The sequence below is a fragment of the Arcicella sp. genome, assembly GCF_964672035.1.
This window is the reverse complement of sequence record NZ_CBABQS010000054.1, coordinates 1-26,410: the sequence shown is the minus strand read 5'-3', so window position 1 is coordinate 26,410 and position 26,410 is coordinate 1. Positions and strand designations below refer to the sequence as shown.

General features: G+C 36.3%; 24 protein-coding genes. 15 read left to right on the top strand and 9 right to left on the bottom strand.

What is annotated here, in order from left to right; all coding sequences use genetic code 11:
- Window positions 1–17: 17 nt before the first annotated feature.
- From AC1W31_RS14210 to AC1W31_RS14200, 3 genes are all read right to left on the bottom strand, one after another.
- The gene (locus tag AC1W31_RS14210) at window positions 18–920 is read right to left on the bottom strand and encodes a hydroxypyruvate isomerase family protein (RefSeq protein WP_481735131.1); all 903 of its coding nucleotides are present in this window, start codon (window positions 918–920) and stop codon (window positions 18–20) included.
- A gap of 107 nt (window positions 921–1,027) precedes the next feature.
- Window positions 1,028–1,387: a TM2 domain-containing protein gene (locus AC1W31_RS14205; RefSeq protein WP_481735129.1), complete on the bottom strand. Its 360-nt coding sequence runs from the start codon at window positions 1,385–1,387 to the stop codon at window positions 1,028–1,030.
- Window positions 1,388–1,424: 37 nt separating this feature from the next.
- Window positions 1,425–1,706 (bottom strand): DUF2752 domain-containing protein, encoded by a 282-nt coding sequence (locus AC1W31_RS14200; protein WP_481735128.1) that lies wholly within the window; start codon window positions 1,704–1,706, stop codon window positions 1,425–1,427.
- A gap of 257 nt (window positions 1,707–1,963) precedes the next feature.
- Here AC1W31_RS14200 and AC1W31_RS14195 point away from each other — a divergent pair, with 257 nt between their 5' ends.
- The 7 genes from AC1W31_RS14195 (at window position 1,964) to AC1W31_RS14165 (ending at window position 8,254) form a co-directional block, all read left to right on the top strand.
- Window positions 1,964–2,395, top strand: coding sequence for an HYC_CC_PP family protein (locus tag AC1W31_RS14195; RefSeq protein ID WP_481735127.1), 432 nt, complete (start codon window positions 1,964–1,966; stop codon window positions 2,393–2,395).
- Window positions 2,396–2,514: 119 nt separating this feature from the next.
- Complete coding sequence (locus AC1W31_RS14190; RefSeq protein WP_481735126.1) at window positions 2,515–3,075, top strand: helix-turn-helix domain-containing protein; 561 nt, start codon at window positions 2,515–2,517, stop codon at window positions 3,073–3,075.
- A gap of 91 nt (window positions 3,076–3,166) precedes the next feature.
- Complete coding sequence (locus AC1W31_RS14185) at window positions 3,167–3,610, top strand: hypothetical protein (RefSeq protein ID WP_481735125.1); 444 nt, start codon at window positions 3,167–3,169, stop codon at window positions 3,608–3,610.
- 114 nt (window positions 3,611–3,724) lie between these two features.
- Window positions 3,725–4,663 carry a cation diffusion facilitator family transporter gene (locus AC1W31_RS14180; RefSeq protein ID WP_481735124.1) on the top strand — a complete coding sequence of 313 codons (939 nt, stop codon included), beginning with the start codon at window positions 3,725–3,727 and terminating at the stop codon, window positions 4,661–4,663.
- An 86-nt stretch (window positions 4,664–4,749) separates the two neighbouring features.
- Window positions 4,750–6,987, top strand: a complete 2,238-nt coding sequence (locus AC1W31_RS14175) for a TonB-dependent receptor (RefSeq protein ID WP_481735123.1) — start codon at window positions 4,750–4,752, stop codon at window positions 6,985–6,987.
- Window positions 6,988–7,072: 85 nt separating this feature from the next.
- A complete protein-coding gene (locus tag AC1W31_RS14170) occupies window positions 7,073–7,801 on the top strand; it encodes a heavy-metal-associated domain-containing protein (RefSeq protein WP_481735122.1) in 729 nt (242 codons plus the stop codon).
- A gap of 60 nt (window positions 7,802–7,861) precedes the next feature.
- Window positions 7,862–8,254, top strand: coding sequence for a heavy-metal-associated domain-containing protein (locus AC1W31_RS14165; RefSeq protein ID WP_481735121.1), 393 nt, complete (start codon window positions 7,862–7,864; stop codon window positions 8,252–8,254).
- Window positions 8,255–8,339: 85 nt separating this feature from the next.
- On the opposite strand, the gene accD is transcribed toward AC1W31_RS14165, so the two are convergent.
- The 4 genes from accD to AC1W31_RS14145 all read right to left on the bottom strand — a co-directional run bounded on the left by accD (window position 8,340) and on the right by AC1W31_RS14145 (window position 16,808).
- Complete coding sequence (gene accD, locus AC1W31_RS14160) at window positions 8,340–9,188, bottom strand: acetyl-CoA carboxylase, carboxyltransferase subunit beta (RefSeq protein WP_481735120.1); 849 nt, start codon at window positions 9,186–9,188, stop codon at window positions 8,340–8,342.
- A gap of 203 nt (window positions 9,189–9,391) precedes the next feature.
- On the bottom strand, window positions 9,392–12,040 hold the full coding sequence (locus AC1W31_RS14155; RefSeq protein WP_481735119.1) for a T9SS type A sorting domain-containing protein: 2,649 nt from the start codon (window positions 12,038–12,040) through the stop codon (window positions 9,392–9,394).
- A gap of 162 nt (window positions 12,041–12,202) precedes the next feature.
- Entirely contained in the window at window positions 12,203–13,510 is a 1,308-nt protein-coding gene (locus tag AC1W31_RS14150; protein WP_481735118.1) for a RagB/SusD family nutrient uptake outer membrane protein, read from the bottom strand.
- Window positions 13,511–13,544: 34 nt separating this feature from the next.
- Window positions 13,545–16,808: a SusC/RagA family TonB-linked outer membrane protein gene (locus tag AC1W31_RS14145; RefSeq protein WP_481735117.1), complete on the bottom strand. Its 3,264-nt coding sequence runs from the start codon at window positions 16,806–16,808 to the stop codon at window positions 13,545–13,547.
- Between the two features lie 271 nt (window positions 16,809–17,079).
- Between AC1W31_RS14145 and AC1W31_RS14140 the strand changes: the two genes are divergently transcribed.
- The 6 genes from AC1W31_RS14140 (at window position 17,080) to AC1W31_RS14115 (ending at window position 22,529) form a co-directional block, all read left to right on the top strand.
- Window positions 17,080–18,843, top strand: coding sequence for a phospho-sugar mutase (locus AC1W31_RS14140; protein WP_481735116.1), 1,764 nt, complete (start codon window positions 17,080–17,082; stop codon window positions 18,841–18,843).
- Between the two features lie 186 nt (window positions 18,844–19,029).
- A complete protein-coding gene (locus AC1W31_RS14135) occupies window positions 19,030–19,548 on the top strand; it encodes a hypothetical protein (RefSeq protein ID WP_481735115.1) in 519 nt (172 codons plus the stop codon).
- Between the two features lie 130 nt (window positions 19,549–19,678).
- Window positions 19,679–20,395, top strand: a complete 717-nt coding sequence (locus AC1W31_RS14130; RefSeq protein WP_481735114.1) for a hypothetical protein — start codon at window positions 19,679–19,681, stop codon at window positions 20,393–20,395.
- Window positions 20,396–20,468: 73 nt separating this feature from the next.
- Window positions 20,469–20,822 (top strand): membrane protein insertion efficiency factor YidD, encoded by a 354-nt coding sequence (gene yidD, locus AC1W31_RS14125; protein ID WP_481735113.1) that lies wholly within the window; start codon window positions 20,469–20,471, stop codon window positions 20,820–20,822.
- Complete coding sequence (locus tag AC1W31_RS14120) at window positions 20,819–21,709, top strand: tetratricopeptide repeat protein (RefSeq protein ID WP_481735112.1); 891 nt, start codon at window positions 20,819–20,821, stop codon at window positions 21,707–21,709. Before yidD ends, AC1W31_RS14120 begins: the two co-directional genes overlap by 4 nt.
- Window positions 21,657–22,529 (top strand): tetratricopeptide repeat protein, encoded by an 873-nt coding sequence (locus AC1W31_RS14115; RefSeq protein WP_481735111.1) that lies wholly within the window; start codon window positions 21,657–21,659, stop codon window positions 22,527–22,529. Before AC1W31_RS14120 ends, AC1W31_RS14115 begins: the two co-directional genes overlap by 53 nt.
- Before the next feature lie 45 nt (window positions 22,530–22,574).
- Here AC1W31_RS14115 and AC1W31_RS14110 read toward each other — a convergent pair whose 3' ends face one another.
- Entirely contained in the window at window positions 22,575–23,027 is a 453-nt protein-coding gene (locus tag AC1W31_RS14110; RefSeq protein WP_481735110.1) for a TM2 domain-containing protein, read from the bottom strand.
- A 176-nt stretch (window positions 23,028–23,203) separates the two neighbouring features.
- On the opposite strand from AC1W31_RS14110, the gene AC1W31_RS14105 reads away from it, so the two are divergent.
- Window positions 23,204–23,695, top strand: coding sequence for a hypothetical protein (locus AC1W31_RS14105; RefSeq protein WP_481735109.1), 492 nt, complete (start codon window positions 23,204–23,206; stop codon window positions 23,693–23,695).
- Between the two features lie 42 nt (window positions 23,696–23,737).
- On the opposite strand, the gene AC1W31_RS14100 is transcribed toward AC1W31_RS14105, so the two are convergent.
- Window positions 23,738–25,336, bottom strand: coding sequence for a peptide chain release factor 3 (locus tag AC1W31_RS14100; protein WP_481735108.1), 1,599 nt, complete (start codon window positions 25,334–25,336; stop codon window positions 23,738–23,740).
- A 184-nt stretch (window positions 25,337–25,520) separates the two neighbouring features.
- On the opposite strand from AC1W31_RS14100, the gene AC1W31_RS14095 reads away from it, so the two are divergent.
- Window positions 25,521–26,410 (top strand): 3-hydroxyacyl-CoA dehydrogenase family protein (locus tag AC1W31_RS14095; RefSeq protein WP_481735107.1); only part of this gene is annotated, 890 nt, incomplete at its 3' end.

Genomic DNA, 26,410 nt, shown 5'->3' with positions numbered 1-26,410 from the left:
TCCCTAATCCCTAATCCCTACACATCACAAATTAAAACGCCTTGTTTCAATGAAGCAATTTTATCCGCTTTAGCGGGAATAAATTCTTGTCCCACAAAACCTTTATAACCCGTGTCTAAAATTGCTTTCATGATTGCAGGATAATATAATTCTTGCGTATCGTCAATCTCGTTACGACCAGGAACACCGCCTGTGTGATAATGAGAAATGTATTGATTATACTTTTTAATCGTTGCAATTACGTCCCCTTCCATGATTTGCATGTGGTAAATATCATAAAGTAATTTGAATTTATTGGAACCAACCATTTCGCACAATGCCGCACCCCAATCAGTATGATCACATTGATAATCTTTATGGTTAACCTTTGAATTCAATAATTCCATCGTAATCGTTACATCGTACTTTTCAGCCGTTTTCATGATTCTTTGAAGCCCTTTTTTGCAATTAATTAGTCCATCTTCATCGCTCAATCCATTACGATTTCCCGAAAATGTGATTAGATTTTTCACACCAGCTTTGGCCGCTTTAGGAATCAAATCTTCGTATAATGCTACTAAACCATCATGGTTTTTAACATTATTAAAACAAGAAGTCAATCCCATTCCGTTGCCCCATTGGTTTGCTTCTGGCCAGCCAATGGCTGAAGTAAGGCCATATTTTTTCAATATTTCCCATTCAGTCGGTCCCGTAAGTTCGAGCGATTGCATTCCGATTTCCTTGGCAGATTTACATAAATCCTCAAAGGGAATTGTACTATAGCACCAACGACAGGCAGAGTGATTGATACGGCCTTTAAGGGCTGGATCAATCTGATTATCAGCCGCTTGAATGCGGTTGCTGAGTGAACTTGTAAGCAACGTTGCCGATGCTAAACCGAAACCTTGAAGAGCATTTCGGCGTGAGATTTGTTTTTCCATTTTAGTAATTTCTATTCTTTGTGAGAGGACATACTCTTTGAATTCTACTCAAAAATCAAGGAAATTTACAATAAGTTTTTGAAAAAACTATCCCGTGATGTTCAATTTTAATTTCTCCACCCTTTCATTACTTCCAAAGTCTCGAAAGCAACTTTTTGGTTGTATTCAAAAGCCAAACTTTTATGGTTTACTAAATCCACAATTGTACCAATAAAACATAGTCCACCCGTGAAAAAATAGAGAATTCCCATGCCGATTTGGTCAGTCAAAAAACGCTGAATTCCCGCAAAACCGAAGAAACCGATAATGGTGGTGACTAAGATTAAAGTTGTATCTCGTCTTCTGTTTTGATACATCATGGCGAATGTTTTTTGTTTTTCTTCGTCCATATCTTTGATTAAATTTTGGACAAACATTGATTCTTCGATTTCAAGATTCGATAGCATCATCATTACGGTTGAGTTCATAGTTTTATTGTTAAATTTTTAGATAACAGATTGATTATTAGTTTTTTATTGAAAAATTAGCGTTCCTTGTTAATCGGAAAATTCTCATCAAAATCACGCCCAAAGCAAATATTCCGAGTGGATGTTGATGAAATGATTCTTTGATTTCACCGTGAAAAAGATACGAAATAGAATGCCCTAAACCACAACCTGGACAAAATGAAAACCCTAAATTTTTGATTGGACAAAGCGTAAAATGCGTTTCCGAAGGATTCATGATGGCTAACAAAGTCAATCCACTAATCCAGAAAAGGAGTTCTATGTTTATTTTCCGTATCATATATATATGTAAATCGATGTTCGATGCTGGGTTTTCGATGTCCGATTTTTAGATTTTGTAGTCTATGTTTCTATCCTACCTATCCTTGCTGTATGGTTGTAAAGTTGTCTGCAATTCTAATCATTTGCTTAATTTTCTACATGAACCATCACTTTTGACTTATAACCAAGACGTTTTTCAGGATGGAATCTAAATTTTATATTCCCGATGAACTAAAATGCAAAATATGAACGTTTAAAATGTATCTTTGCAATGAAATGAAAACTTTTTTAGCTCGCATATTCTGTCTTTTTATGGCTTTTCAAGTGCTGTTTGCCAGCACTGGATTTTCCATGTACGAACATTTCTGTAAAATAAATGGCGCTAAAACCTATTCATTATCTACGCCAAAAAAATCTTGTTGCTCAGCTAAAAAAACCAATACAGAACAGTCTAAAAAACCAACTCTGAAAAGAACAAAATGCTGTTCTGACCAAGTAAATCATTATAAAATCAATACGAATGCTGCTCAAAGTTTAAAAATTGACGTTCAAATTCCTACTCTTGCATGGATTGCATCGCCAATATTTGACTATTCTTTCACGCACAGCCGTGAAATATTTTCTTTTAATACCCTTCATTATTCCAACACCGCTCCCCCCATTTCTGGGCGAGATAGGCTCGTTTTTATCCAATCTTTCTTAATTTGATTCTTAGTATTATAAACTGATAAATCTTAATTTGTGTAGGATTTCTATGGAATTTTATGTTCAAATTGTTGTTAATCAATGAGTTGTGTTTTATTTTAAATCAACCAATTTATAATGCTATGAAAATCTATATTACCAACATGGTTTGTAGCCGTTGCCAAATGGTGGTGAAAAATGAGTTGGAAAAACTCGGAATAAAGCCATTAAAAGTAGATTTAGGCGAAGTTGAACTCGCTGAAAATTTGACAGACGAGCAGAAAGTGGCTTTAACTGAAAGTCTCCATTCTCACAATTTTGGATTAATTGAAGACAAAAAAAGTAGAATAACTGAAAAGATAAAAAACGTCATTGTAGATTTGGTTCACTACCACAATAATGATTCAAAAATCAATTTATCGCTTTTTCTTTCAGAACAATTATCCCATGATTATAACTATTTGAGTACGCTTTTTTCGGAAACGAACGGTATTACAATTGAGCAATATTTTATATCCCAAAAAATAGAAAAAGTGAAAGAGTTATTGATGTACGATGAATTGACTTTGAGCGAAATTGCTTTTAAACTTAATTATAGTAGTGTTGGATACTTGAGCAATCAGTTTAAAAAAGTAACAGGTTTGACTCCTTCATCATTTAAGTTATTGAAAGATAAGAATCGACAGTCAATTGCAGACCTTTAAATCTTACAAAACAATTAAGAAATTCCGTAAGTGTTTGGTGCTGTTTAGTGGAGAACTTTGTCATGAAATTCAAAATTTAAACAACAATCAAATGAAAAAGTCAACTATAATTTTCGCTTTATTTTTTATTGCTTCGTTAAGCGTATTTGCTCAAAAAACCCTACCAATGGTAGATTCTAAAGGGCATATTTTGAATGGTAATAAGCAAATTGGCACCATGACCGCAGCGGGTAGTTTTGACCAATCTGGAAAGTCAATGACAAAAGTGGATGGTAAGGGTAATATTGTAGACGTAGACGGAAAAGTAATTGGGAAAGCACCTAAAAATGGGGAATTCGTCTATTATTTTAAAGATAATCAGGAAAAATATAGTATCGAAAAACCTGACCACGATGGAATGTGTAAAGTAAAAAATGCGAAGGGCGAAACAGTAGTATTAATGCACAATAATTATAAACAAGAACCCGCTTGTGCTGTACATTGTTTGCATGAAAATCACTGTATGCCAAATGAAATGCCAGCGCATAAACACTAATTGATAAGGGATGAAATTTAGTTGTTAGTATTTGGGAATTATTGTGCTATTCCCTGATTAACAATTAGTTATGTAAATTAAAACTCAATAAAAACCCCTGATAAATGTTGAATAATGGAACAAAATTATCATCACCACGCCCCTAAAATTACGAGTTTGAATCGGGCATTTATTATTGGAATTATCTTGAATTTTAGCTTTGTCATTTTTCAAATTGTGGTTGGATTTCGGATAAATTCTTTGTCGTTATTATCGGATGCAGCGCATAATTTTGCGGATGTAGTGGCTATGGGACTTTCATTATTGGCGTTTAAATTGGCGAGCATCAAACCAACTGAAAAATATACTTTTGGCTATAAAAAAGCCTCCATTTTAGTGGCCTTTTTCAACGCTTTGGTATTATTAATTTCGGTTGGAGCGATTGGTTATGAGTCTATTTTACGTTTTTTTACGCCCGAACCTCAGCAAGGAATAACCATTGCGATGGTTTCGGGCATTGGGATTCTGATAAATACTGTTTCGGCTTTGCAGTTTTTTAAAGATAAAGATTCTGATTTGAACGTAAAAAGTGCTTTTGCTCATTTAGCGGCCGATGCGGTGGTCTCTTTGGGTTTAGTGGTCGGTGGAATTTTGATTCATTTTACGGGTTGGGTTTGGATTGACCCAGTTTTGAGTTTGATTGTAGCATTAGTTATTATTTGGGGAACGTGGTCGCTGATGAAAGACACGCTTAGACTTTCGCTCAATGGCGTTCCAAATGATATTGACCTTGAAAAAGTGCGAGAAGAAATTTTGGAAGCTCCCGAAGTGTCGAGTGTTCACCATATTCATGTATGGGCCATGAGTACCACCGAAAATGCCCTAACAGCTCACGTAGTTTTGAAGCAAGCGGTTGATTTTGAGATAATTACAAAATTAAAAAAACAAATAAAGCATCATTTAGAACACGTAAATATTCATCATGCTACACTTGAATTTGAGGTTATTGAAGATGGATGTGAAGATGATTGTTTTGAGCGAAATGCTCATCATGATTCAAGCCAAGAAGTTTGAACCAGTTAAATAGCAGAGCGAGCGAGACGAGACGCTCATGATTGTTCAAACCATGAGGTTTGAACCAGAATATAAAATACAAAGCCATGAATTTTAAAATATTACATAAGTTATTGTTATTGAGTTTGTTACTGATTTCAAAAACCGCAATTTCTCAAACTGAAGTCGTTAGAGGAATTGTGTTAGAAAAGAAATCAGATGGTAAAACCGAAGCCATTATTGGCGCCACTTTGCGTTGGGAAAATGCTAAAAATGGCACTTCAACCGATGCAAAAGGTGAATTTTCCTTGAATAAATTACCCCAAAATCACGAATTAATTGTCAGTTCAGTTGGTTATAAAACCGATACTTTGATGGTTCATTCTTTGGATTTTGTGACGGTTATGCTGAAAACTTCAAGTGCTGATTTGCAGGAAGTTGTCGTGAAAAGTGACGCAACCACGATAGACAGAATGAATCCAATTCATACCGAAATAATTACAACAAAAGCACTTGCCAAAGCCGCTTGCTGTAATCTTTCGGAGAGTTTTGAAACGAATGCTTCGGTTTCGGTGAGTTATTCGGATGCGATTACGGGGTCAAAACAGATTCAATTATTGGGACTTTCTGGAAATTATGTGCAAACCAACGTTGAAAATATTCCTTCCATTAGAGGTTTGAATACTACTTTCGGACTCAATTATTTGCCCGGAACGTGGTTAGCTTCCATTGATGTTGCCAAAGGTGCGGGTTCGGTAGTAAATGGCTATGAATCCATGACGGGAGCTTTAAATATCGAATTGGCAAAACCCGATATGGCGGAAAAATTGTATTTGAATATTTACGGAAATAGTCAGGGTAGGGGAGAAATTAACCTAAATTTAGCCAATAAAATCACTAAAAAATGGTCAGTTGGTCTACTCACACACGCCAGCACTTTGCGGACTAAATTAGACCAAAACGGTGATGGATTTTTGGATTTACCACTTTATACCCAGTTCAATGGCATCAATCGTTGGAAGTACCAATCGAATAAAATGATGGCTTCATTTGGTGTAAAAGCCCTTTATGAAGATAGAACGGGTGGACAAGTGAATTTTAATCCTGATACAAAAGCGACTTTTAGCGGATTGTACGGTTTCGGAAGTAAAACTCAACGTTACGAATTTTTCAGTAAAACGGCTAAACTTTATCAATCAAAACCTTACGAAGGTTTAGGATTGATCATCAATGGTTTATATCACGATAATGTTTCTTATTTCGGGTTTAAAAATTACGCAGGAACGGAAAAAAGCTTGTATGCAAACCTAATTTATCAGAATATTTTTGGCAATACAAATCATCAATACAAAGCGGGATTGAGCTATTTATTGGATGATTATCACGAAAAATACATTGATTCAACTTTCAAAAGAACAGAATCGGTGCCTGGGGCTTTTGTGGAATATACCGAAACAATTCCCGATAAATTGGTAGTCGTATTGGGTGGTCGAGTAGATTTTCATAACCTTTACGGAACTCGCTTTACGCCTCGGTTTCATCTAAAATACAATTTATCAACGAATACTGCGCTGCGTTTGAGTGCGGGGAAAGGTTGGAGAATGCCAAATGCCATTGCTGAAAACTTTGGAATGTTGGTAAATTCAAGACAATTATCGGTCATTGGCGTAATTAAACCAGAAGAATCTTGGAATTTTGGGGCGAGTTTGAGCAATGATTTTTATCTTTTTGGACAAAAAGGAACCTTGATTTTAGATGCCTACCGAACTGATTTTCAAAATCAGTTGATTGTAGATATGGAAAATTCCGATTTGGTGAGATTTTATAATTTAAAAGGACGTTCATTTTCTAATAGTTTTCAAGCGGAAGTTAATTATTCGCCCATCACACGCATGGATGTAAAACTGGCTTACCGAGTATTTGATGTACAAAATGATGTGCAAACTCCCACGGGCGAACTGACTTTATTACCAAAGCAATTTGTTAATCGTGACAGATTTTTAATGAATTTGGCTTATGCTACAAAATTCGATAAGTGGAAATTTGATTTTACGTGGCAATGGAATGGAAAACGAAGAATCCCAAATACCAGTGAAGGACACGTTCATTCGTTAACTTCGCCGTCGGTTTTTGCGCCCGCTTTTTCAAATATCAATGCTCAAATTACGAAGGCATTTTTTAAATGGGAAATGTACGTAGGAGGGGAGAATTTAAACAACTTTACCCAAAAAGACCCAATTCTTGGGGCAAATGACCCTTTTGGGAAAAATTTTGATGCCTCAATGGTTTGGGGACCCGTGATTGGGCGAATGGTTTATGTGGGAATGAGGTATAAAATCAAATAAATAGCTTTGAGAAATGAGCCGTGAGCAATAGTAGATAAATACAAATTAAAAATCTCAAAGCTCATGGCCCAGAGCTTACAAAAAAATGACACAACAATTTAGTATATCGGGCATGACTTGTGAAGCCTGTGAGTATAAAATTCAACACGTTTTCTCACAAATTCCAAGCGTAAAATCGGTAATTGCCAAACATATAGATAATTCAGTGGCAATTGAAACGGATAACAAAATCAGTGAAGCGACAATTTTAGAGGTATTGAAACCTCACTTAAAATATGGTTTAATAGCTTCTCCCGAATTGCAAAATATTCCTGTAACGCAATCGTGGATAAGCCAATATTATCCTTTATTATTGATTGGGGGAATGATTACCTTGGTTAGTTTTCTGACTTCATTTCACTTGGGAATCTATGAATTGCAACATTTTCAAGTAAAAATGTTCTTGCATAATTTTATGACGGGCTTCTTTTTAGTCTTTTCATTTTTTAAATTATTAGATGTAAAAGCTTTTGCGGAAAGTTTCCAAATGTATGATTTATTGGCAGCAAAATTGCCAGTTTATGGGAAAGTTTACCCATTTATCGAATTGACTTTAGGTGTACTTTGTTTGATTCATTTTCAAACACAATGGGTTTACATCGCTGACATTGTCATTATGGGATTTGGAGCGTTGGGCGTAATTCAGAGTGTGGTGGATAAACGAAAAATCCGTTGTGCGTGTTTGGGTTCTGTATTTAATTTGCCCATGAGTACCGTAACCATTGTCGAAAATTCGTTGATGGTCTTGATTGGAATAATACTTTTACTTACATAGAACGGAAAATATTTCCGTATATTAAACATTTAAAAATCAACTTATTACAAATAAAAAATCATGAAAAACAAAATCATTTTATTCGCCCTTTTATTGGTTGCAACATTCACATTTGCAAGTCCAACCCGAACATTCAGCATCGAATATCGAACATCGAAAATAGATACACCAAAGTCACAAACGGTCAAAATCAAAACTTCTGCTATTTGTGAAATGTGCAAAGAACGCATTGAAAAGAAATTAGCATTTACCAAAGGCGTAACCGACGTTAATTTGGACGTTGAAAGTAAAGACAAAGTGGTAACGGTGATTTTTAATCCAAAGAAAACATCTTTAGAAAAAATCAAAAAGGCAATCTCAGAAGTTGGTTATGATGCCGATGAAGTAGTAGCTGAAACGGCTGGATACGATAAATTACCAGGATGTTGCAAGAAAGGAGCAAAAATGGAATAAGGAAATTAAGTAGGAAGGGAGGAATGAAAAAACGGAGCATTTTTTCTCCGTTTTTTCATTCCTCCCTTCCTGCTTTTTACCATTTCTACCTCTGAGCTAACATTCCCAAAAGCGAAGCCAACTTGTCTTTTAAATCTTTTCTATCGACGATAAAGTCAAGGAAGCCGTGTTCAAGTACGAATTCGGCACTTTGAAAACCTTTTGGAAGGTCTTTGCCAATTGTTTCACGGATTACTCTTGGGCCAGCAAAACCGATTAATGCACCCGGTTCAGAGATATTAAAATCGCCTAACATGGCATAAGAAGCCGTTACGCCACCCGTGGTTGGGTCGGTCAGAAGGGAAATGTAAGGAATTCCTGCTTCTGCTAATAAGGCCAATTTTGCCGAAGTTTTTGCCATTTGCATTAACGAAAATCCTGCTTCCATCATTCTGGCACCGCCCGATTTTGAAATCATCAAAAATGGGATTTTATGTTCTAAAGAATAATTAATTCCTCTCGCAATTTTTTCGCCCACAACCGAACCCATCGAACCGCCAATAAAAGAAAAGTCCATCGCTGAAATCACGATATCGGAACCTTCCATTTTCCCAACGGCCGTTCTGACGGCATCTTTCAAGCCCGTTTTCTTTTCAGTAGCTTTAATTCTGTCGGGATAATTTTTGGTATCGACAAAATTCAAAGGGTCGCCTGATGATAACATTGCATCAAGTTCTTTATATTTTGTTTCATCAAAAAGTAGCTCGAAATACTCTTGAGAGCCTATTTTTTCGTGATAATTACAGTTTGAACAAGTATAAGCCAATAAACGATGTTCACGAGTGTGCATTGCTTTTTTACAAGATGGACACTGATACCAAAGTCCATCGGGAGCTTCACGTTTAGATTCTGTGGGGGTCAAAATGCCCTTATCTTTTCTGGTAAACCAAGACATATTTATTTGTTTCAGGTTTTAGGGATTTTGCTTTTGGTTTTAGACTTGAAAATGTATTTCAAAACTATCATCTAAAAACAAGTCCTAACAACTAATTATTTTACAAAGATACGGTAAAATTAAAAAGGGTAAGAGATGAAAAGGAGAATATTTATAATTCGTACCTTATTCACTTCTCACCCTTTCTTCAAAATTTATAAATTCTATTTCGAATAAATTGCTTTACGCACAATTACTTCCTCGCCTGCTTGCACACGTACAAGGTAAATTCCGCCCACAAAACGTGAAAGATCAATCACTTGATTTAATTCTTTACCCACGCTTTGATACTCCATGGAAGAAACTTCTTTTCCTGATATTGTCACGACTGAAAGTGTTAAATTTCCAACGGGTTTTTCAAACTTCGCCGTCATCAAAAACTGTCCATTACTACTTGGATTGGGCGTTAATTTTAGTTCCGTTTGTTCTACTGTTGGCTCACTTGCCAAAGGAACTACTTTTACCACTGGCGTTGGATTATTGCCTTGAATATTCAAATTGTCCACGGCCCAACCCCAACCGTATCCACCAGCGTCGGCTAACATTCTGAATCGAACTAAAATTTGGTCTCCACCTTTAAAAGTACCCGATTTCAGCATATTAATTACTCTGGGTTTAAACAAAGTGGCATCTGCTACTGCCAACGAGTTTCCATTTGCATCAATACTACTATCCCATGCTTTTCTCCAGACCGTTTGTGCGTTGGCATCCCAACCATCTTGAAAGGCTACCCAAGTTTTTCCACTATCTTTTGAACCTTCCACAATTACATAATCATAAAAGTTTCGATTAATTATACCATTAGTTTGAAATGCTAATCCATCATCACCTGGTTCAACTAAGGCAATTTCGTCAAAATAAATATTGGCAGTATCGCTACGTATAATAATTGGTTTCAATAAATTAAAGGTATAATTGGTAAATTTATCGGTTGTACTTCCAGGATAATTATTTTCAGAGCCGTCGGCGTAAGGGTGGTCCGACTGCATAGATTTTGTGCCTCCGCTTAAAGATTTTGGCGAAAAACCTTTCAAAAAGAAATCTGCAGTTGGCGTACTTTCAAAGTCCGTTGTATATTTGGTTACTGCTGAGGCAATTTTCTGAACTTGAATATCATAGAATCCTGTTTTCGGAAAAATTACTTTATTTTTCAGACTACTTTTATCTTGAATAATTACCCGATAAGATATTTTCTCACCACCTTTCAAGGCTAACGGAGTAAAATCAAAAGTTCCTGTAAAAGTATTGCCCTTTCCGCCCGAAATTAATTCAATTAATGTTCCTCTTTTCAAGCCAAATGAAGGCAATGCTTTCCCATCTAATTGGTATTCAACGTAAACGGTGTCGATGCCAATATTATCGGTTGCCGTTAAATCTGGTAAAGTTATTCTTGTATCTGTTGCAAAAATAGAGGATAGATTATTGGCAAAACTCACGTCTGGTTTTGTGGTATCAGCCCCAATCCTAAATTTATAAGGAGTTGGGAAAGTAACGACTGAGTTACCAATTTTAGAAATTACAGGAATTGGTGCTTGGGCTGGCGTTACCATTTTGCGCCCAGCATTGTCTTCGGCCGTAAAATAATATGTAATTACTTTCTCTTTTCCATCCGCTGGCAATGTAAAAGTAAAGTTTCCTGCATCTCCTTTTGGCGTTAATTTTATTTCTGTTGGCGCAGTAATAACATCTCCTAAGCTATAAATTAATTTTACAGTTTCAGATTTGTAAGTTGTATCACTAAATACTTTTACATCAAAAGTCAAGGGTTTTGTTAAATCCTCAGAATCCGTAAAACGTTTGTGAATAATAGATGAACCCGCCCAACCCATTTCTCGGAAAAATGCCAAAACGATGGGGCCAGGATTATTATTAACTTCACCATTATCACCAAAAGGAGTCATGGTTGCATTGACAGTACCTGTTTTGTAGGTATTTTCATCTAAATGGCTATAACTTGATCCTGCGGCGTAGGCTCCTGGTACGTATAAACGGCCAGGCGTATTATCATTTACTTTAAGGATTTCGGGAGAATTAGTATAAAGACTTCCACCCGTTAAGGCTTTTAATAATTCAGCCGAGGGGTTTTTGAAAACATCCGTATTGAGTATTTTTTGATTCGTTAAATTCTCGACAAAATGGTCAAAAATGTAGGGAACGCCTCCACTCGTAATAATGGCTTGAGTGGCATCGGAATCGTAAGGTCTTAACGACCCAAAAAAGCCCAAACCATGCCCAATTTCGTGTAAAACGGTAGAAACTAAATCTTGACGATTCTTTGGTGGATTTCCGTCCGTTCCTAAATACCAGTTAAAATCGGCATTAAAACGAGCGACAATATCTGGATTATCACCGTTTAAATTTACATGGTTCATCTTTTCTGCCATCGCAATTGGATAATACGTAAAAGCTTTATTCGCTCCAGGAAAATCACGATAAAGCGAAGCCGCCGAGGCAGAACCCAATACGCTACGTCCTAAACTTTCCCAATTGGCAGTAATGCGAATTGGCACATCCGAAACTAAGATAGATTGCCAAATATCAACGGCTCTTTGAAAAGCCAATTGAGCATCCGCAGGAAAATCAACGTAGGTTACAATAAATTTAGAACGGTCGGCTTCTGGGCGGGCATTCTTATTGAATTTACGCAAATATTCTGCTGGCGGTGGCACGTAAGTACGAACGTAGGGTTTTGAAAAATCAGGAATAGGGCATTCTATAACGATACCAGGAATAGAATGCGTATCCAATTGTTTTTGTCCGTAGCCCACCAAGAAACTGAGCATTAAAACAGCGGAAAGGAAAAGTTTTTTCATGTAAGATGATTGTTAAACAATTGGTTGTATTTTATCAAAAGTGAATTTTAAATATATAACGTTAAATATAACGATTGGATTTTACTTCTGTGAAAAAAAATCAACAAAAAGCCTCCCCAATTTAATATTAGGAAGGCTTTTTACTAAAAAAATTTTTTGTTATTAATATCCCGGATTTTGCTGAGTGGCAATTGTTGGATTTGCTTTAATCTCACGGTCAGGAATGGGCAATAATGCTTGATTATCATTCCAGCTTGTCAAAACTTTTGCTGCTCTTCCTGTACGAACTAAATCGAAGAAATAATGACCTTCCAAGGCTAATTCCAATCTTCTTTGTAAGAAAATTTCATCTTTCAAATCTTGTCCTGCTAAAGTTGTAGCAATGGCCGTCAAGCCTGCACGTGTACGGATTTGATTAACCAAAACCAAGGCATCAGCATCTTTTCCTGTTTCGGCCAATGCTTCTGCTTTGTTCAACAATACTTCTGCATAACGGAAAACGATTGGAAAATCCGTTCCGTTGATACGGTAATATTTTAATTGAACATCATAAGAAGTTGTCAAAATACGACGAGTATCGGTTGACGAATATGCTGCCGTCAAAGTTGGCGAAGGGCGAACTTCATTTCTTCCACCCAACGAAGATGAAAACAAGAAGAAAGCCAATGAATTACTGTTGGTTGTTTCGTAGTTCAATTCCCAAATACTTTCTTTTGTATTCTGCGTAGCAAAAATGCTTTGAAATGGCGTTACTAAAGTATATTGATTTAAAGCTTGAATCTGGTTAGCTACTGCAATTACTGTTGCATAATCTTTCTGATACAAAGCCGCACGACATTTTAGCGCTAAAGCGGTTCCTTTCGTTACTCTGCCCTTACTGGAAGCTAACAAATTTGGATACGCCGCATCAATATCAGTATAAATTTGTTTATAAACTTCGGCTACGGTATTTCTTCCAACGGTCAATCCATTAAGCGATGCTGTTGGCTCAGTCACGATTGGAACACCGCCCCACCATCTCACCAAATTGAAATAAGATAAAGCTCTCATCACACGAGCTTCTGCCACAATTTGGTTTTTTTCGGCATCAGAAAAACTGCCATCTTGCACTACAGGAATAGATTTTATTACAATGTTATTTCGTAAAATCGTGTTATAAATCCGAACCCACATATTCGTGACTGAGGCATTATTGGTCTGAATAGAACGGTTAGAAATTTCCGAAAAATCTCCGAAAGTACCCGTCCAACGAAGATTTCCTCCTTGAAGATCTGGTAATAACTGATAACGAGTTCCCAAATAATCGGCTGATTGTAAACCGTTATAAGTTCCATTCATCACCGCCCTTGCCGTGGCGGCATCTTTTACATCCGTTGAAACCTGACTTTGAGGATCTTGGACAAGCACTTGTTCACAGGCACTTAGTGCTAAAACAAAAGCTGAAAATAATAATATCTTATATTTATTCATGTTCGTATAATCTTTTTGAAAATAATGATAGTTTTTAGAATCCGATATTTACCCCAAACGTATAAGTTCTTGCTTGTGGAAAAGTCAAGAAATCCGTTCCTTGTGCAGCATTGGCAGTTGTGTTAGAAGCACCCCCAATGGCTGTATTTTGGGAATTGAAAGTACTAACCTCTGGATCCATTCCTTTATAATTTGTAAAAGTCAATAGATTTTGTGCCTGTGCATAGAATCTGATTCTATCTACTTTAATTTTATTGGTCAACACTTTAGGCAGCGTATAACCAAAAATTACGTTTTTGAAACGCAAATAAGAACCATCTTCCACATAAAGATCCGATACTCTACGGTTGTTATTTGGATCACCCCAAACCGCTCTTGGAACAGTTGTATTGGTATTTGTTGGAGTCCAACGATTTAAAACTGCATCCGTTTGCCCAAAAACACTATTCATTCCTTCCGAGAAATTACGGGTATAATTCAATATCTTATTACCTGAAACAAATTGCATGAATATTTTCAAATCAAATCCTTTAAAAGTAAAATCATTGGTAAAGCTACCAAAGAATTTAGGTTGCGCAGAACCCAAAATTGTTTGGTCATTGGCATCAATTTTACCGTCTCCATTCAAGTCCACAAATTTTATATCACCTGGTCTTGTAGCAGTTGATTGATAAACCGTTCCACCATTGGTTTTTGGTAAAGCATTGGCAGCATCAATTTCTTCTTGCGTTTGGAAAATTTTATCAACTTTATATCCTCTGAATGAACCTAAAGCCTCATCTTGTGCTACCCAACTACCAAATCCAGCAGCAAATGGATTACCGAAGATTTTACGAACTTTATTTTCATTGGCTGAAATATTGAAATTAGAAGTCCATGAGAAATCCTTTGTTTTTACATTTTCAGTTGAAATTACGAATTCAAAACCTTTGTTTTCCATTTCACCAAAGTTCTGTAACGCCGTTGTGAAACCAGATGTAGCTGGGATATTGACATTCAGCAACAAATCTTTGGTATATTTTGAATAATATCCCGCTGAAAGCGTGATTCTATTTTTGAATAATCCAAGGTCAATACCAACTTCCGAAGTTGTAGTGGTTTCCCATTTCAACGTTTTGTTTTCCAATTGGTTTGGTGTTAAAGCGGCTTGCAATTGGTAAGCACTACCCGAACCTAAAAGACCACGTGAACCAAAATTTGGAATTTCTGAATTACCCGTCAAACCGTAACTACCTCTCACTTTCAAGTCACTGATTACGGTAATATCATCCATAAAACGTTCTTTATTCACACGCCATGCTCCAGAAATTGATGGGAAATATCCCCATTGATTATCCTTTCCGAAACGAGAAGAAGCATCCGCTCTGAAAACGCCTTGAATTAAGTATTTTCCTTCAAAATCATAGCCAAAACGTCCGTAATAAGAAACTAAGCCCCAAGAAGTTCCATCAGAACCTGCATCAGTTTTGGTTGCTCCTGCGGATAATTTTTTAATTGAATTTCCTGGAAAACCAGTTGCCGAGCCATATACATAATCATAAGCAGATTGCTGATAATCTGCTCCAGCGGTAACGTTGATGTTATGGATGTTATTAATTGAATGGTTATAAGAAAAATAATTACTCGTAGCCAAATTTAAATTACCGCCACTCGTAGCAATTCCTGAACCGTTTACACCAGAAGCTGCATTCAACGTATTTGGCAAAAATCTATCATCTTTGAAATTTACTTGGTCAACATTCCAAGCACTTTTAAATTTCAATCCTTTAATAATATCTACTTCTGCATTAATGCCCCCTAACAGACGTCCAAAAATAGTTTGATTATAAGGTTCAAAAGCGGCTGCAACCGGATTTTCAACCGATGATGAATTATCTTTACCATAAGCACCATTCGCAAATCTGGTAGGAACATCCGATGCCATTAAAATAGCAGCACTCAATACACCATAAATATTATTATCATTATTAATACGATTTGAATATCCGTAAGTATATCCTAAAGTTGCTCCTATTTTAATCCTTGTACTCACTTGGTTATCTACATTGATTCTACCCGTATAACGTTTATAATCTGAACCAACAATAATACCCGCTTGGTCGAAAATTGAAGCAGAAGCAAAGAAAGTTGTTTTCTCATTTCCTCCTCTTGCCGAAATGTCATATTGTCTAATTGGAGCCGTTCTGAAAATTTGGTCTTGCCAATTGGTGCTGTTAGCCTTCGTTGGGTCATTGAAAACATCTACTGTTCTAATATTTCTTGCTTTTTCTGCATCAGAATTTACATAAAACAGCTTGCTTGTAGTAGGGTCTTGGTCAGCGTAAGAATTGGGATCATTAGAAAAGAAAAAAGCCGCTGCATCCCCAGGTGTTTTCCATGAAGCCGTTCCCGTTCCAAAAGCTGGTGTCGTAAGTCCTCCTTTTGCATCAAGCACACCGTAGCGATTAATCACCATTTCTTGCAATAATTTGGTTTCTTCGATTCCTGAAATACTTTTCAAAGTAGTATTATATTTCTGTGAATTTCCCGTAGAATAGTTGAAAGTAATTTGCGTTTTTCCAGACTTTCCTTTTTTAGTGGTAATCAAAACAACGCCATTGGCGGCTCTTGAACCATAAATAGCCGAAGCTGCTGCATCTTTCAGAATATCAATTGATTCAATATCAGAAGGAGCAATATCATTCAAGGCATTAGTGGTTTGATTCCCAAAACCTAATTGTGAAAAACTGCCTGTACTAATGGGAATACCATCAACTACGTATAAAGGCTCATTGCTGGCAGTAATTGAACTTCCTCCACGCAAACGCACATTTACACCACCACCCGGTGTTCCCGAACTTGACGTTACCATTACACCCGCCGCACGGCCCTGCATCGCTTGGTCAAGACCCGTTACTGGAATATCTCTAATCGCATCACTCTTAATAGTTGAAACAGAATAAGTAGCTTTTGATTTAGCCTGTGTACCATAACCCACAATCACAACTTCATCCAAATCAGTAGCCGCTGATTTCAAAACCATGTTTAGTTCTGTTTTTGCACCAACCGTAACATCTTGTGAATTGAAACCCACAAAACTGAAAGCCAATTTTGCATTATTTGGCACACTTATTTTATAAGCACCATTTGCATCAGTAGTTACACCACGAGTGGTTCCTCTTACTGTTACACTTACACCTGGAAGTGCCGAGCCATCTTCTGAGGAAACTACCTTTCCTGAGATAACTCTGTCTTGGGCGATTATCTGAAAAATTGTGATAAACAACATTCCAATAATCGTTAGTAATCGTTTTTTCATACTTGTTTTTTTTAGTTTTTGATTGAATGAAAGTAATTTGAAAATAAATAATATAATAACAACATATCTTTAACAAAGCATAAATTTATTTGTTTCCAGAAAGTAATCTAAAATACTAAAAAAGCCCCACATTAACTAAATTATTTATAAAAAAGCCGAATAATATTTTGTCTAAATACAAAATAACAGTTCTGTATTCAATCCAGTAAATAATTTTTATCTTTGTTATCTAAAAAATATCTCAAAATCATAACTCAACAAATATAAGAATATGTCCACAGGATTAGACGCTCTTACCCAAAGAAAAATCAATGCATGGCTTTCAGGAAATTACGATGCCGATACTAAAGCCAAAATCAAAGAACTTATAGAGGATAAAAAAGAAACGGATTTAACGGATTCTTTCTATAAAGACCTCGAATTCGGAACGGGCGGAATGCGTGGCGAAATGGGCGTTGGTTCTAACCGTATGAATAAATATACCGTTGGAAGTGCTACTCAGGGTTTTGCCAATTATATAAATCAGGTCGTTGGTCTGGGCGACTCCGTGCGCTCAAGCGTTGCTATTGCGTATGATTCAAGAAATAATTCACCTTATTTTGCCAAAGTTGCTGCGGATATTTTTTCGGCAAATGGTATTAAAGTATTCTTATTCAGTGCTTTACGTCCAACACCTGAATTGTCTTTTGCCATTCGCTATTTGAAATGTCAGGGTGGTTTAGTCGTGACGGCTTCTCATAATCCACGGGAATATAATGGATACAAAGCCTATTGGAATGATGGTTCGCAAGTAGTTGCTCCGCACGATAAAAACATTGTGGCGGAAGTAAATAAAATTCAATCGGTAGATGAAATTAATTTTGTGGGAAATTCAGCATTAATTACCATGATTGGCGAAGATATTGACTTCCAATATTTAAAAACGATCGAGAACAATTGTATCAATCCCGACGTAATTGCTCGTCAGTCAGAATTACGAATTGTCTATTCATCCATTCACGGAACGGGTATTACGCTCGTGCCAAAAGCTTTGCAATTGCTTGGTTTTGAGAATGTTAGTGTAGTAGAAGCTCAAGCTGAACCCGACGGAAATTTCCCAACGGTTGTATATCCAAACCCCGAAGAAGCCGAGGCAATGTCTTTGGCCATGAATCAAGCCCAAGAATTGGATGCTGATTTAGTAATTGCCACCGATCCCGATGCCGACCGTGTGGGAGCTGCCGTGAAAAATCCAAAAGGCGAATGGGTTTTATTGAATGGTAATCAAATGGCAAGCTTGATTATTTATTACTTATTAGATGCGTGGAAAAAAGCGGGGAAATTGACGGGGAAAGAATTTGTCGCTAAAACGATTGTAACCACCAACATTATAGACAAAATGTGTGAAACACGGGGCGTTAAGTGTTATAATACGCTCACAGGTTTCAAATATATTGCGGCAGTTATTCGTGAATTGGAAGGCAAAGAGAAATTTATTGGCGGAGGGGAAGAATCTTACGGTTATTTAATCGGTGATTCCGTTCGTGATAAAGATGCCGTTGCTTCGTGTGCAATGATTGCCGAATTAACCGCTTACGCAAAAGATAACGGAAAATCATTATTCGATTTCTTAACGGAAATGTATATGGAGAATGGTTTTTATTACGAAGGTTTGATTTCATTAACCAAAAAAGGAAAAGCAGGAGCGGAGGAAATTCAACAAATGATGGTGAATTTACGAGCAAATATTCCTACAACGGTAGCGGGTTCGGAGCCAATTACGGTGTTGGATTATAATAATTTAACTTCTAAGAATCTCAAAACGGGTGAAATTACCAATATTCCAGTTGGCTTAGGGATGGAATCATCCAACGTAATTCAATTGGTTTTGGCGGATGGCACCAAAGTATCGGCTCGCCCATCAGGTACAGAACCTAAGATTAAATTTTACGTTTCAGTAAATGCTCCCTTAAATAATCCAGCAGATTTTGAAAGCGTATTGGCAAGTCTGAAAGCGAAGGTTTCAGCCATACAAGAGGATTTAGGATTGAAATAGAAAAAAGTATATTTATAGGAGATTATTGACCAAATACGAAATAAACACGACCGCTTACTAAGTTTAGGCTTGTCGTAATTGTAAAATGTATTTAATTTGTGACGTTAGATATTCTCGAAGATTAATAAAATAATCATCAATTCTGATTATCACTGAATCAATTTTCAACCTTTAATTTTTTGTAAAATGAAAAAATTACTAACTTTTTCTTTCCTTTTAGCAATATTGCTTACCACTTCTTTCAGCGGCTATTCTCAGGCTTATAAGAATGGTGATAAATTGTTGAACCTTGGTATAGGTATAAACTCGTACTATAGTACTGGTTTGCCTTTAGGAGCTTCATTTGAAGTAGGAATAACTGATGCGATTAGCGTTGGTGGACAGGCTGACTATGCTTCAGGTAATTATGGCTCAGGTCTTGGATTTACATCGTTATATATTGGAGCCAGAGGTTCATACCATTTTAATGAGTTGTTAAAAGTAACCAATGATAAACTTGATATTTATGGTGGTTTAGGTTTGGGATATCGCTCTTTTAGTTGGAAAGATAGTTATAATGGTTCTGGATATAGCTATGGCAATGGTTTAGCCATTAATTTATTTGCTGGTGGTAAATATTATTTTTCTGATAAGATAGCGGGGGTTGTAGAATTAGGAAGTACAGGTTTATCAAATGCTCGAATAGGTGTTGCCTTCAAATTCTAAAATTATTATTTATTCGTTTATTAAAAAATGGTCAGACAAATAAAATTGTCTGACCATTTTTTAATAAAAAGTTTCTCTTTCTTTTCCATCTTCAAAAAACTAAATTTGTCTAAATTTATTATTTCAAATTATGTTTAGCAAAATCAACACCTTTGGCTTAGGAGTTATTATTACTGTTTTTTCATCCGCCTTCATGCTTTCAACTAATCTTAAAAAAATTAGTGTATTAATGATTTCTCGCTCGGTACGGGCAGGAAAAACGATGACTGTCAAAGCGGATATATGTTATCAGTTGGGTGGCGGAAAAATGATCAGTCATTACACTCAGCCCTTCAATCAATACATTGTTAATACTGCCAAGGGAGAAGTCAGCATATATGACCCACTCAAAAATACAGTTATTCAACAAGTGAATTACCTTTTTAGCACAGAAACGACCCAATTTTTCTACTTTCTGAGTAATCAAAAAGCAGATTTAGGTTTGAGAGCAATGGGTTTTATTAATAAGAATACAAAGTTTGAAAAAAACTTAATGATAAGTACTTGGTCTGCACCGGCACGATTGGCAAAAGAAGTGCAACTCGTAGAGTTAGTTCATAATGGCGCAAATCCTATTTATACCAAATATATTGGTGGAAATGGACAGGTAATCAAGAAAATATATTACTACAATTATCAAAATATGGGAGGAACAGATTTTCCGCTGGCAGTTACACAAATTGATTATTTTTCAGCCAAAGATTCTGTTATTATCAAAACTTCCTATTCAGATATACAAACAAACGAAGCCGTTGATGCCAAATTATCAAATTTTACGATTCCTACTAATGCCAAAATACTCAAATAAATACGTCAAAAGTCTCTTTTGGATAAGTTTCTGTATAATTTTCTCATACGAAGGGAAATCACAAAGTTTAAGTATGAACTTAAATTATTTGCATAAAAGAGACAGTACAATCACCGTGATTACGACCGAAAGCAAGCCCAATATTTTAAAAATAAGCAATCCTCTTTCAATCATTATAAATGGTTCTTTGAAAATGTATCAGAAAGTTATATCTCCTCAATTTTCTGCAAACTGCTTGTATGAGTTGTCATGTTCCAGATTTAGCCAATCAGCCATTCAAGAATACGGAGCCATTAAAGGTTTAGCCTTAACTGCGGATAGATTAGCAAGATGCAATCGTATCAGTGCCACTACCATTAATCCTTTCAGAATAAATCAACAAGGCAAGGTGATAGATTCACCTAAGATGTATAAAATAAAACAATGAGTTTTCATAACACAGCCCTAAAGTATCGCATTCGAGGATTGGGTATTTTATTATTCATTTTATTTCCCCTTTCAGGTTTTACACAAGTCAAAAGAGATAGTCTATTTTTACAATATCTGATAGACAAAGACCAACAAAGAGACATCATTACTCTTTTATCTGAATTCCAAAAGAAATACCAAGATTCAACCCAACATTTGCTTGAATTGCCTTATTGGAAAGGCATGGCCTATTATTCCCTCAGAAATCTTGACTCATCTGCCCATTATTTCTCTAAAGTGCATCCTAACAGTACAAATTATAATAAGTCATTGTTTTGGGCGGGGATTTCGTACAGTTATCTTCAACAAACACAGGAGGCTTACACAACAATTTTATCTGTCAATACAAACGATAGTATTGGGATAGCTACAAAAATATTCGAGTTAGCGGGCATTGCGTTATTACGAAGGAATTTTAAAGATTATGATTCTTTAAGCCACCATTTTTCGACACAATATTATCCATTACAAAAACAACAAAATAATTTTAATGATTATCAAGAAATGATTCGGCAACAACAACGAAAGTCTCCTTTCAAAGCGGCCTTGCTATCAGCAATATTGCCAGGGTCAGGAAAAATATATGTTGGAAAACAATTAGGACAAGGTATTTCAACTTTTATTCAAAATGCTATCTTAGGGTTGCAAGCATACGAAGGGTATCGTAAGGACGGTCCTGCAAGTCCTCGGTTTATCATTTTTGGAAGTTTATTTACCTTATTTTACATAGGAAATATTTGGGGAAGCGCTGTGAGTGTAGGCGTGAAAAGACAAGAGTTTAACGATAAAATAAATGAACAAATTTTGTTTGATATGCATATTCCTTTGCGTACAATTTTTAACTAAATCTTTTGCACAAAATTTTCGTGAAGGAGATAGCTTATTTAGGGCAGCACAACACGATGCTTCTTTGTTAGCCTATGAAAGAGCCTATTATGAAATAACAGAATTTCCTGATAGTTCATGGACTGCTGAGGCTATTCAAAAGGCCCAAAATGCTTGTTTGCTTAGAAAAATTTATTGCTTGAAAGCCATAGGAAAATTTGAAGAAGCAAGTAAAATTGCTTTAAGATTTGACTTGAACAAATTACCTGATTCAAGCCAGTATGTACTTCGTAATGAAATGATTGTTTGTTATTTTTTAGCGGGTTCATACGAAGATGTGATTAGCCAAATTGAACAATTGCAGTTTTTTGTTAAAGATTCAACGTTAAAATACCAGAGTGATATTTGGAAAATTATGGCATTAACTCATCTAAGACGTTATGCCGAAGGAAAACAAAGCTTCAAGGGGTACGTATCAAGAAGAAAACTCTGTGTTAATGTTGATTCCGTATTTGCTTTTGCAGACAAAAATCGTTTCAAAAATGTAAAAAAAGCGGAAGCTCTGGCTACTTTTCTACCAGGAGTAGGAATGATGTATGTCGGAAACACCACAGAAGGTTTAATCTCATTAGGACTACAACTCGGAACTTTAGGTTTTGCAGGCTATAGTTTCTGGAAGGGATATTATTTGTCAGGTTTTTTGACGGGGTTTGGGCTGTTTCAGTCTTTTTATTTTGGAGGAATAAGGCGGACGGAACTTTTGGCAAACAAGAAGAATCAATATTTAGAAGATGATAATTCACGACAAATAACAAATATATTATTAAAACTTGAACAATAAAAAAAGTCCAAGAATGACATCTTGGACTTTTTAAGATTGAAATGATTATTTACCACTCCACATAAAGAATTTAGGATTATCTTCGTATTTACTAATACCTTCTTTGTTAATTAAAGCAATTAATAAGACTACCCAGTCAACTGTAGCCACGATACCACATCCACCCAAAGTTAGGATATAACCAACACCTGTCAAGGTAGCAGTTCCCATATAAAAACGGTGAACACCTATAAAACCAAGAAACCAAGATAAGACAAATGCAACAGTCGCATCCTTGCCACTTACGGTAGCCGTTGGTAAATTGTTTGTCATAGCCGCTAATACATTGGTAGAAGAAGTTGTTACATCCATCGATGTAATCAAACTTGCTACTTGAACACCACTATTAAGTGTTGTTTCAACTGTAGCATCATCAATAACGTATTCTGACGTAGAGGCAAATGATTTTGCACATACCGACATAAATAACATAGAAGATAAAATGATAGTTTTTTTCATAAGAATTCAAGGAATTTGAATGTGATTATTTTTTTTAGACTGGATGCAATTTAAGCGTATTTTAAAGGAAATACTATTGAATTGTGGAAATTCATTTTTATATATTTCCCACCTATTCTATTACGCTTGATTTCCATTAAATTTGTATTCTAAATTTTAAACAGATTCCGTATATTATGAGATATAGAAATGTTTACCAAAGTTTTTCTTTATTCTTAACACTTGTCTTAGCGATGAGTTGTAGTAAAAAAAACGAAGAAATAGCCCCTTCAACTTCCACCCTAATGGGCAAATGGAAACACAAAGAAAGTGTCGGAAAATTGACTTTTACTTCCAATGGAAAAACAAAAATTGTAGATTTGAATGATACCAATGATGGTTCTGTCATTGAATTCAAATCGGATGGAAATGCTATTTTTGAAGGAGAAGCCGTGAAATATACCATTACGGGAAAAGCCGTTGTGCTTAATTATGGTACAGGTAAACCAACGATTGATTTCACAGTTTCTAAACTTACCTCTGCTGAAATGACCACGTCTTATACCTTAGACCAATGTTTTAAATATATAGAAAGATACTACGACACCACTGACCCCGATATCAGAGAATTGATTAAAAATAAAGCTACCGCCACATTGACTGAATATACGGTAACTTATAGCAAATAATAAAAATAGGTCAGATAATCTTTAAATTATCTGACCTATTTTTTATGCTTCAACTGCTGTTTTAAACTCCGAAGTAAAGTGAAATTGAATACCTGGATTATTCTGGATATTCATTCTCAAAATCCAATCAGATTCTGCCAAGAACACGTAGTTTTCATCTTTATCTTGCGCAATATTTTGTCCTTTCAGACGAACAAATTCCGCTAATTTCTTTGGGTCTTCCGAGGTAATCCAACAAGCTTTTGCAATATCACGGTGGTCGAAACGACATTTTGCACCGTATTCATGTTCCAAACGATACTGAATTACTTCGTATTGTAGTTCCCCAACGGTTCCCACAATTTTACGATTTCCCAATTGTGGTTGTAAGAATAACTGAGCCACTCCTTCATCTGTCAATTGCATAATTCCTTTCTCCAATTGCTTAGATTTCATCGGGTCGAGGTTCATTAATTCCTTAAAAATCTCAGGAGAAAAACTTGGAATTCCTTGATATTGGAGAACTTCGCCCTCCGTCATCGTATCGCCAATTTTGAAATTACCAGTATCATACAAACCAACCACATCGCCGGGGAAACCTTCTTCGATAACCTCTTTATCTTGAGCCATAAAAGTATAGGGATTATTAAAACGAAGATTTTTATCGAGACGAACGTGTTTGTAAAATTTATTACGCTCAAAAGTCCCCGAACAAACCCGCATAAAAGCAATTCTATCACGATGTTTAGGGTCAAGATTAGCGTGGATCTTAAAGACAAATCCGGTGAATTTTTTTTCCATTGGCTCAACAACTCGTACATCCGTTTGGCGTGGTTGCGTACTTGGAGCAATTTCCGTGAAAGTATCCAACAACTCCTGCACGCCAAAATTATTCACCGCCGAACCGAAGAAAACGGGCGCAATTTCACCCGAAAGATAGGTTTCACGGTCAAAATCACCGTAAACACCTTCAATCAACTCAACGTCTTCACGTAATTGGTCTGCATCTTTTTTGCCTACTTTTTTATCTAATTCTTCCGACCAAATATCAACCGCTAAAACCTCTTTTTCAATTCGGGTTTTATTGGCACTAAACAAGTTTAAAGACTTTTCGTAAAGATTATAAACCCCTTTAAAATTCGCTCCGATATTAATTGGCCAAGTCAATGGACGAACTTTAATTCCTAATTTCTGTTCTAATTCATCCAATAAATCGAAGGCATAACGACCTTCTCTATCCATTTTATTGATAAAAATAATCACGGGCGTATTTCTCATCCGACATACTTCCATCAATTTTTCGGTTTGTTCCTCAACGCCTTTCACACAGTCAATTACTAAGATTACTGAATCTACGGCCGTTAAAGTACGGTAAGTGTCTTCCGCAAAATCCTTGTGACCTGGTGTATCCAAGATGTTGATTTTGAGGTTATTATATTCAAAGGTCATTACCGAAGTTGCCACTGAGATACCTCTTTGGCGTTCAATTTCCATGAAATCGGAAGTTGCCCCTTTTTTGATTTTATTAGATTTCACCGCTCCCGCCGTCTGGATTGCCCCCCCAAAAAGTAGGAGTTTTTCCGTAAGCGTAGTTTTGCCCGCATCGGGGTGAGAGATAATTCCGAATGTACGGCGTTTGTGTATTTCTTCTTGAATAGTCATTTTAAAATAATCCTTAATGGGAATTGAGGTGCAAAATTACGGATAAAAAGGTGAAATTTGTAAAAAAATAAAATAGTATGCTTGCATAACATTTTAAAAAAATACTACCTTTACATTCATAATTATCTTCTTTAAAACCGTTAAAGGCTGAATGCCAAAAGCCGACAGCCGAAAGCCAAAAACAATGAACCGTTCAATTAGAAAAGTAGCCGTACTTGGCTCAGGAATTATGGGAAGCCGTATTGCTTGCCATTTTGCTAATATTGGCGTGGAGGTCTTGCTTTTGGACATCGTTCCGAGAGAACCCAACGATGCCGAAAAAGCCAAAGGACTAACCACCGAACACCCTGCGGTGCGTAACCGTATCGTGAACGAAGCGTTCCAAAACACCCTCAAATCTAATCCTGCGGCATTGTATTCGCCTTCTTTTGCGAACCGTGTCAAGTTGGGAAATTTTGACGATAATCTCGCCGAAATTAAAAATTATGATTGGGTAATTGAGGTAATCGTGGAGAATCTTGCCATCAAACAATCGCTTTACGAAAAAGTGGATGCTTTGCGTAAAACGGGAACGTTAGTAACCTCAAATACGTCGGGAATTCCGATTCATTTGATGGCAGAAGGTCGTTCTGAGGACTTTCAGAAGCATTTTTGTGGAAGTCACTTCTTCAATCCTCCAAGATATTTGAAATTGTTGGAAATCATCCCAACGCCTGCCACTGACCCTGCGGTTACGGATTTCTTGATGCACTACGGCGACCGTTTCTTAGGTAAAACCACCGTTTTTTGTAAAGACACTCCCGCATTTATTGCCAACCGTGTCGGAATTTATTCAATGATGAAAACCATGAAAGTGGTCGAAGAATTGGGTTTGACGGTGGAAGAAGTCGATAAATTGACTTCCGTAGTGGTTGGTCGTCCGAAATCTGGCACATTCCGTTTGTCGGACGTGGTAGGTTTGGATACCACTATCAACGTATCGAATAATCTTTACGCAGGATTGACCAACGATGAGTCGAAAGACACTTTTATGATTCCTGAAATGATGAAAAAATTACAGGAAAATAAATGGTT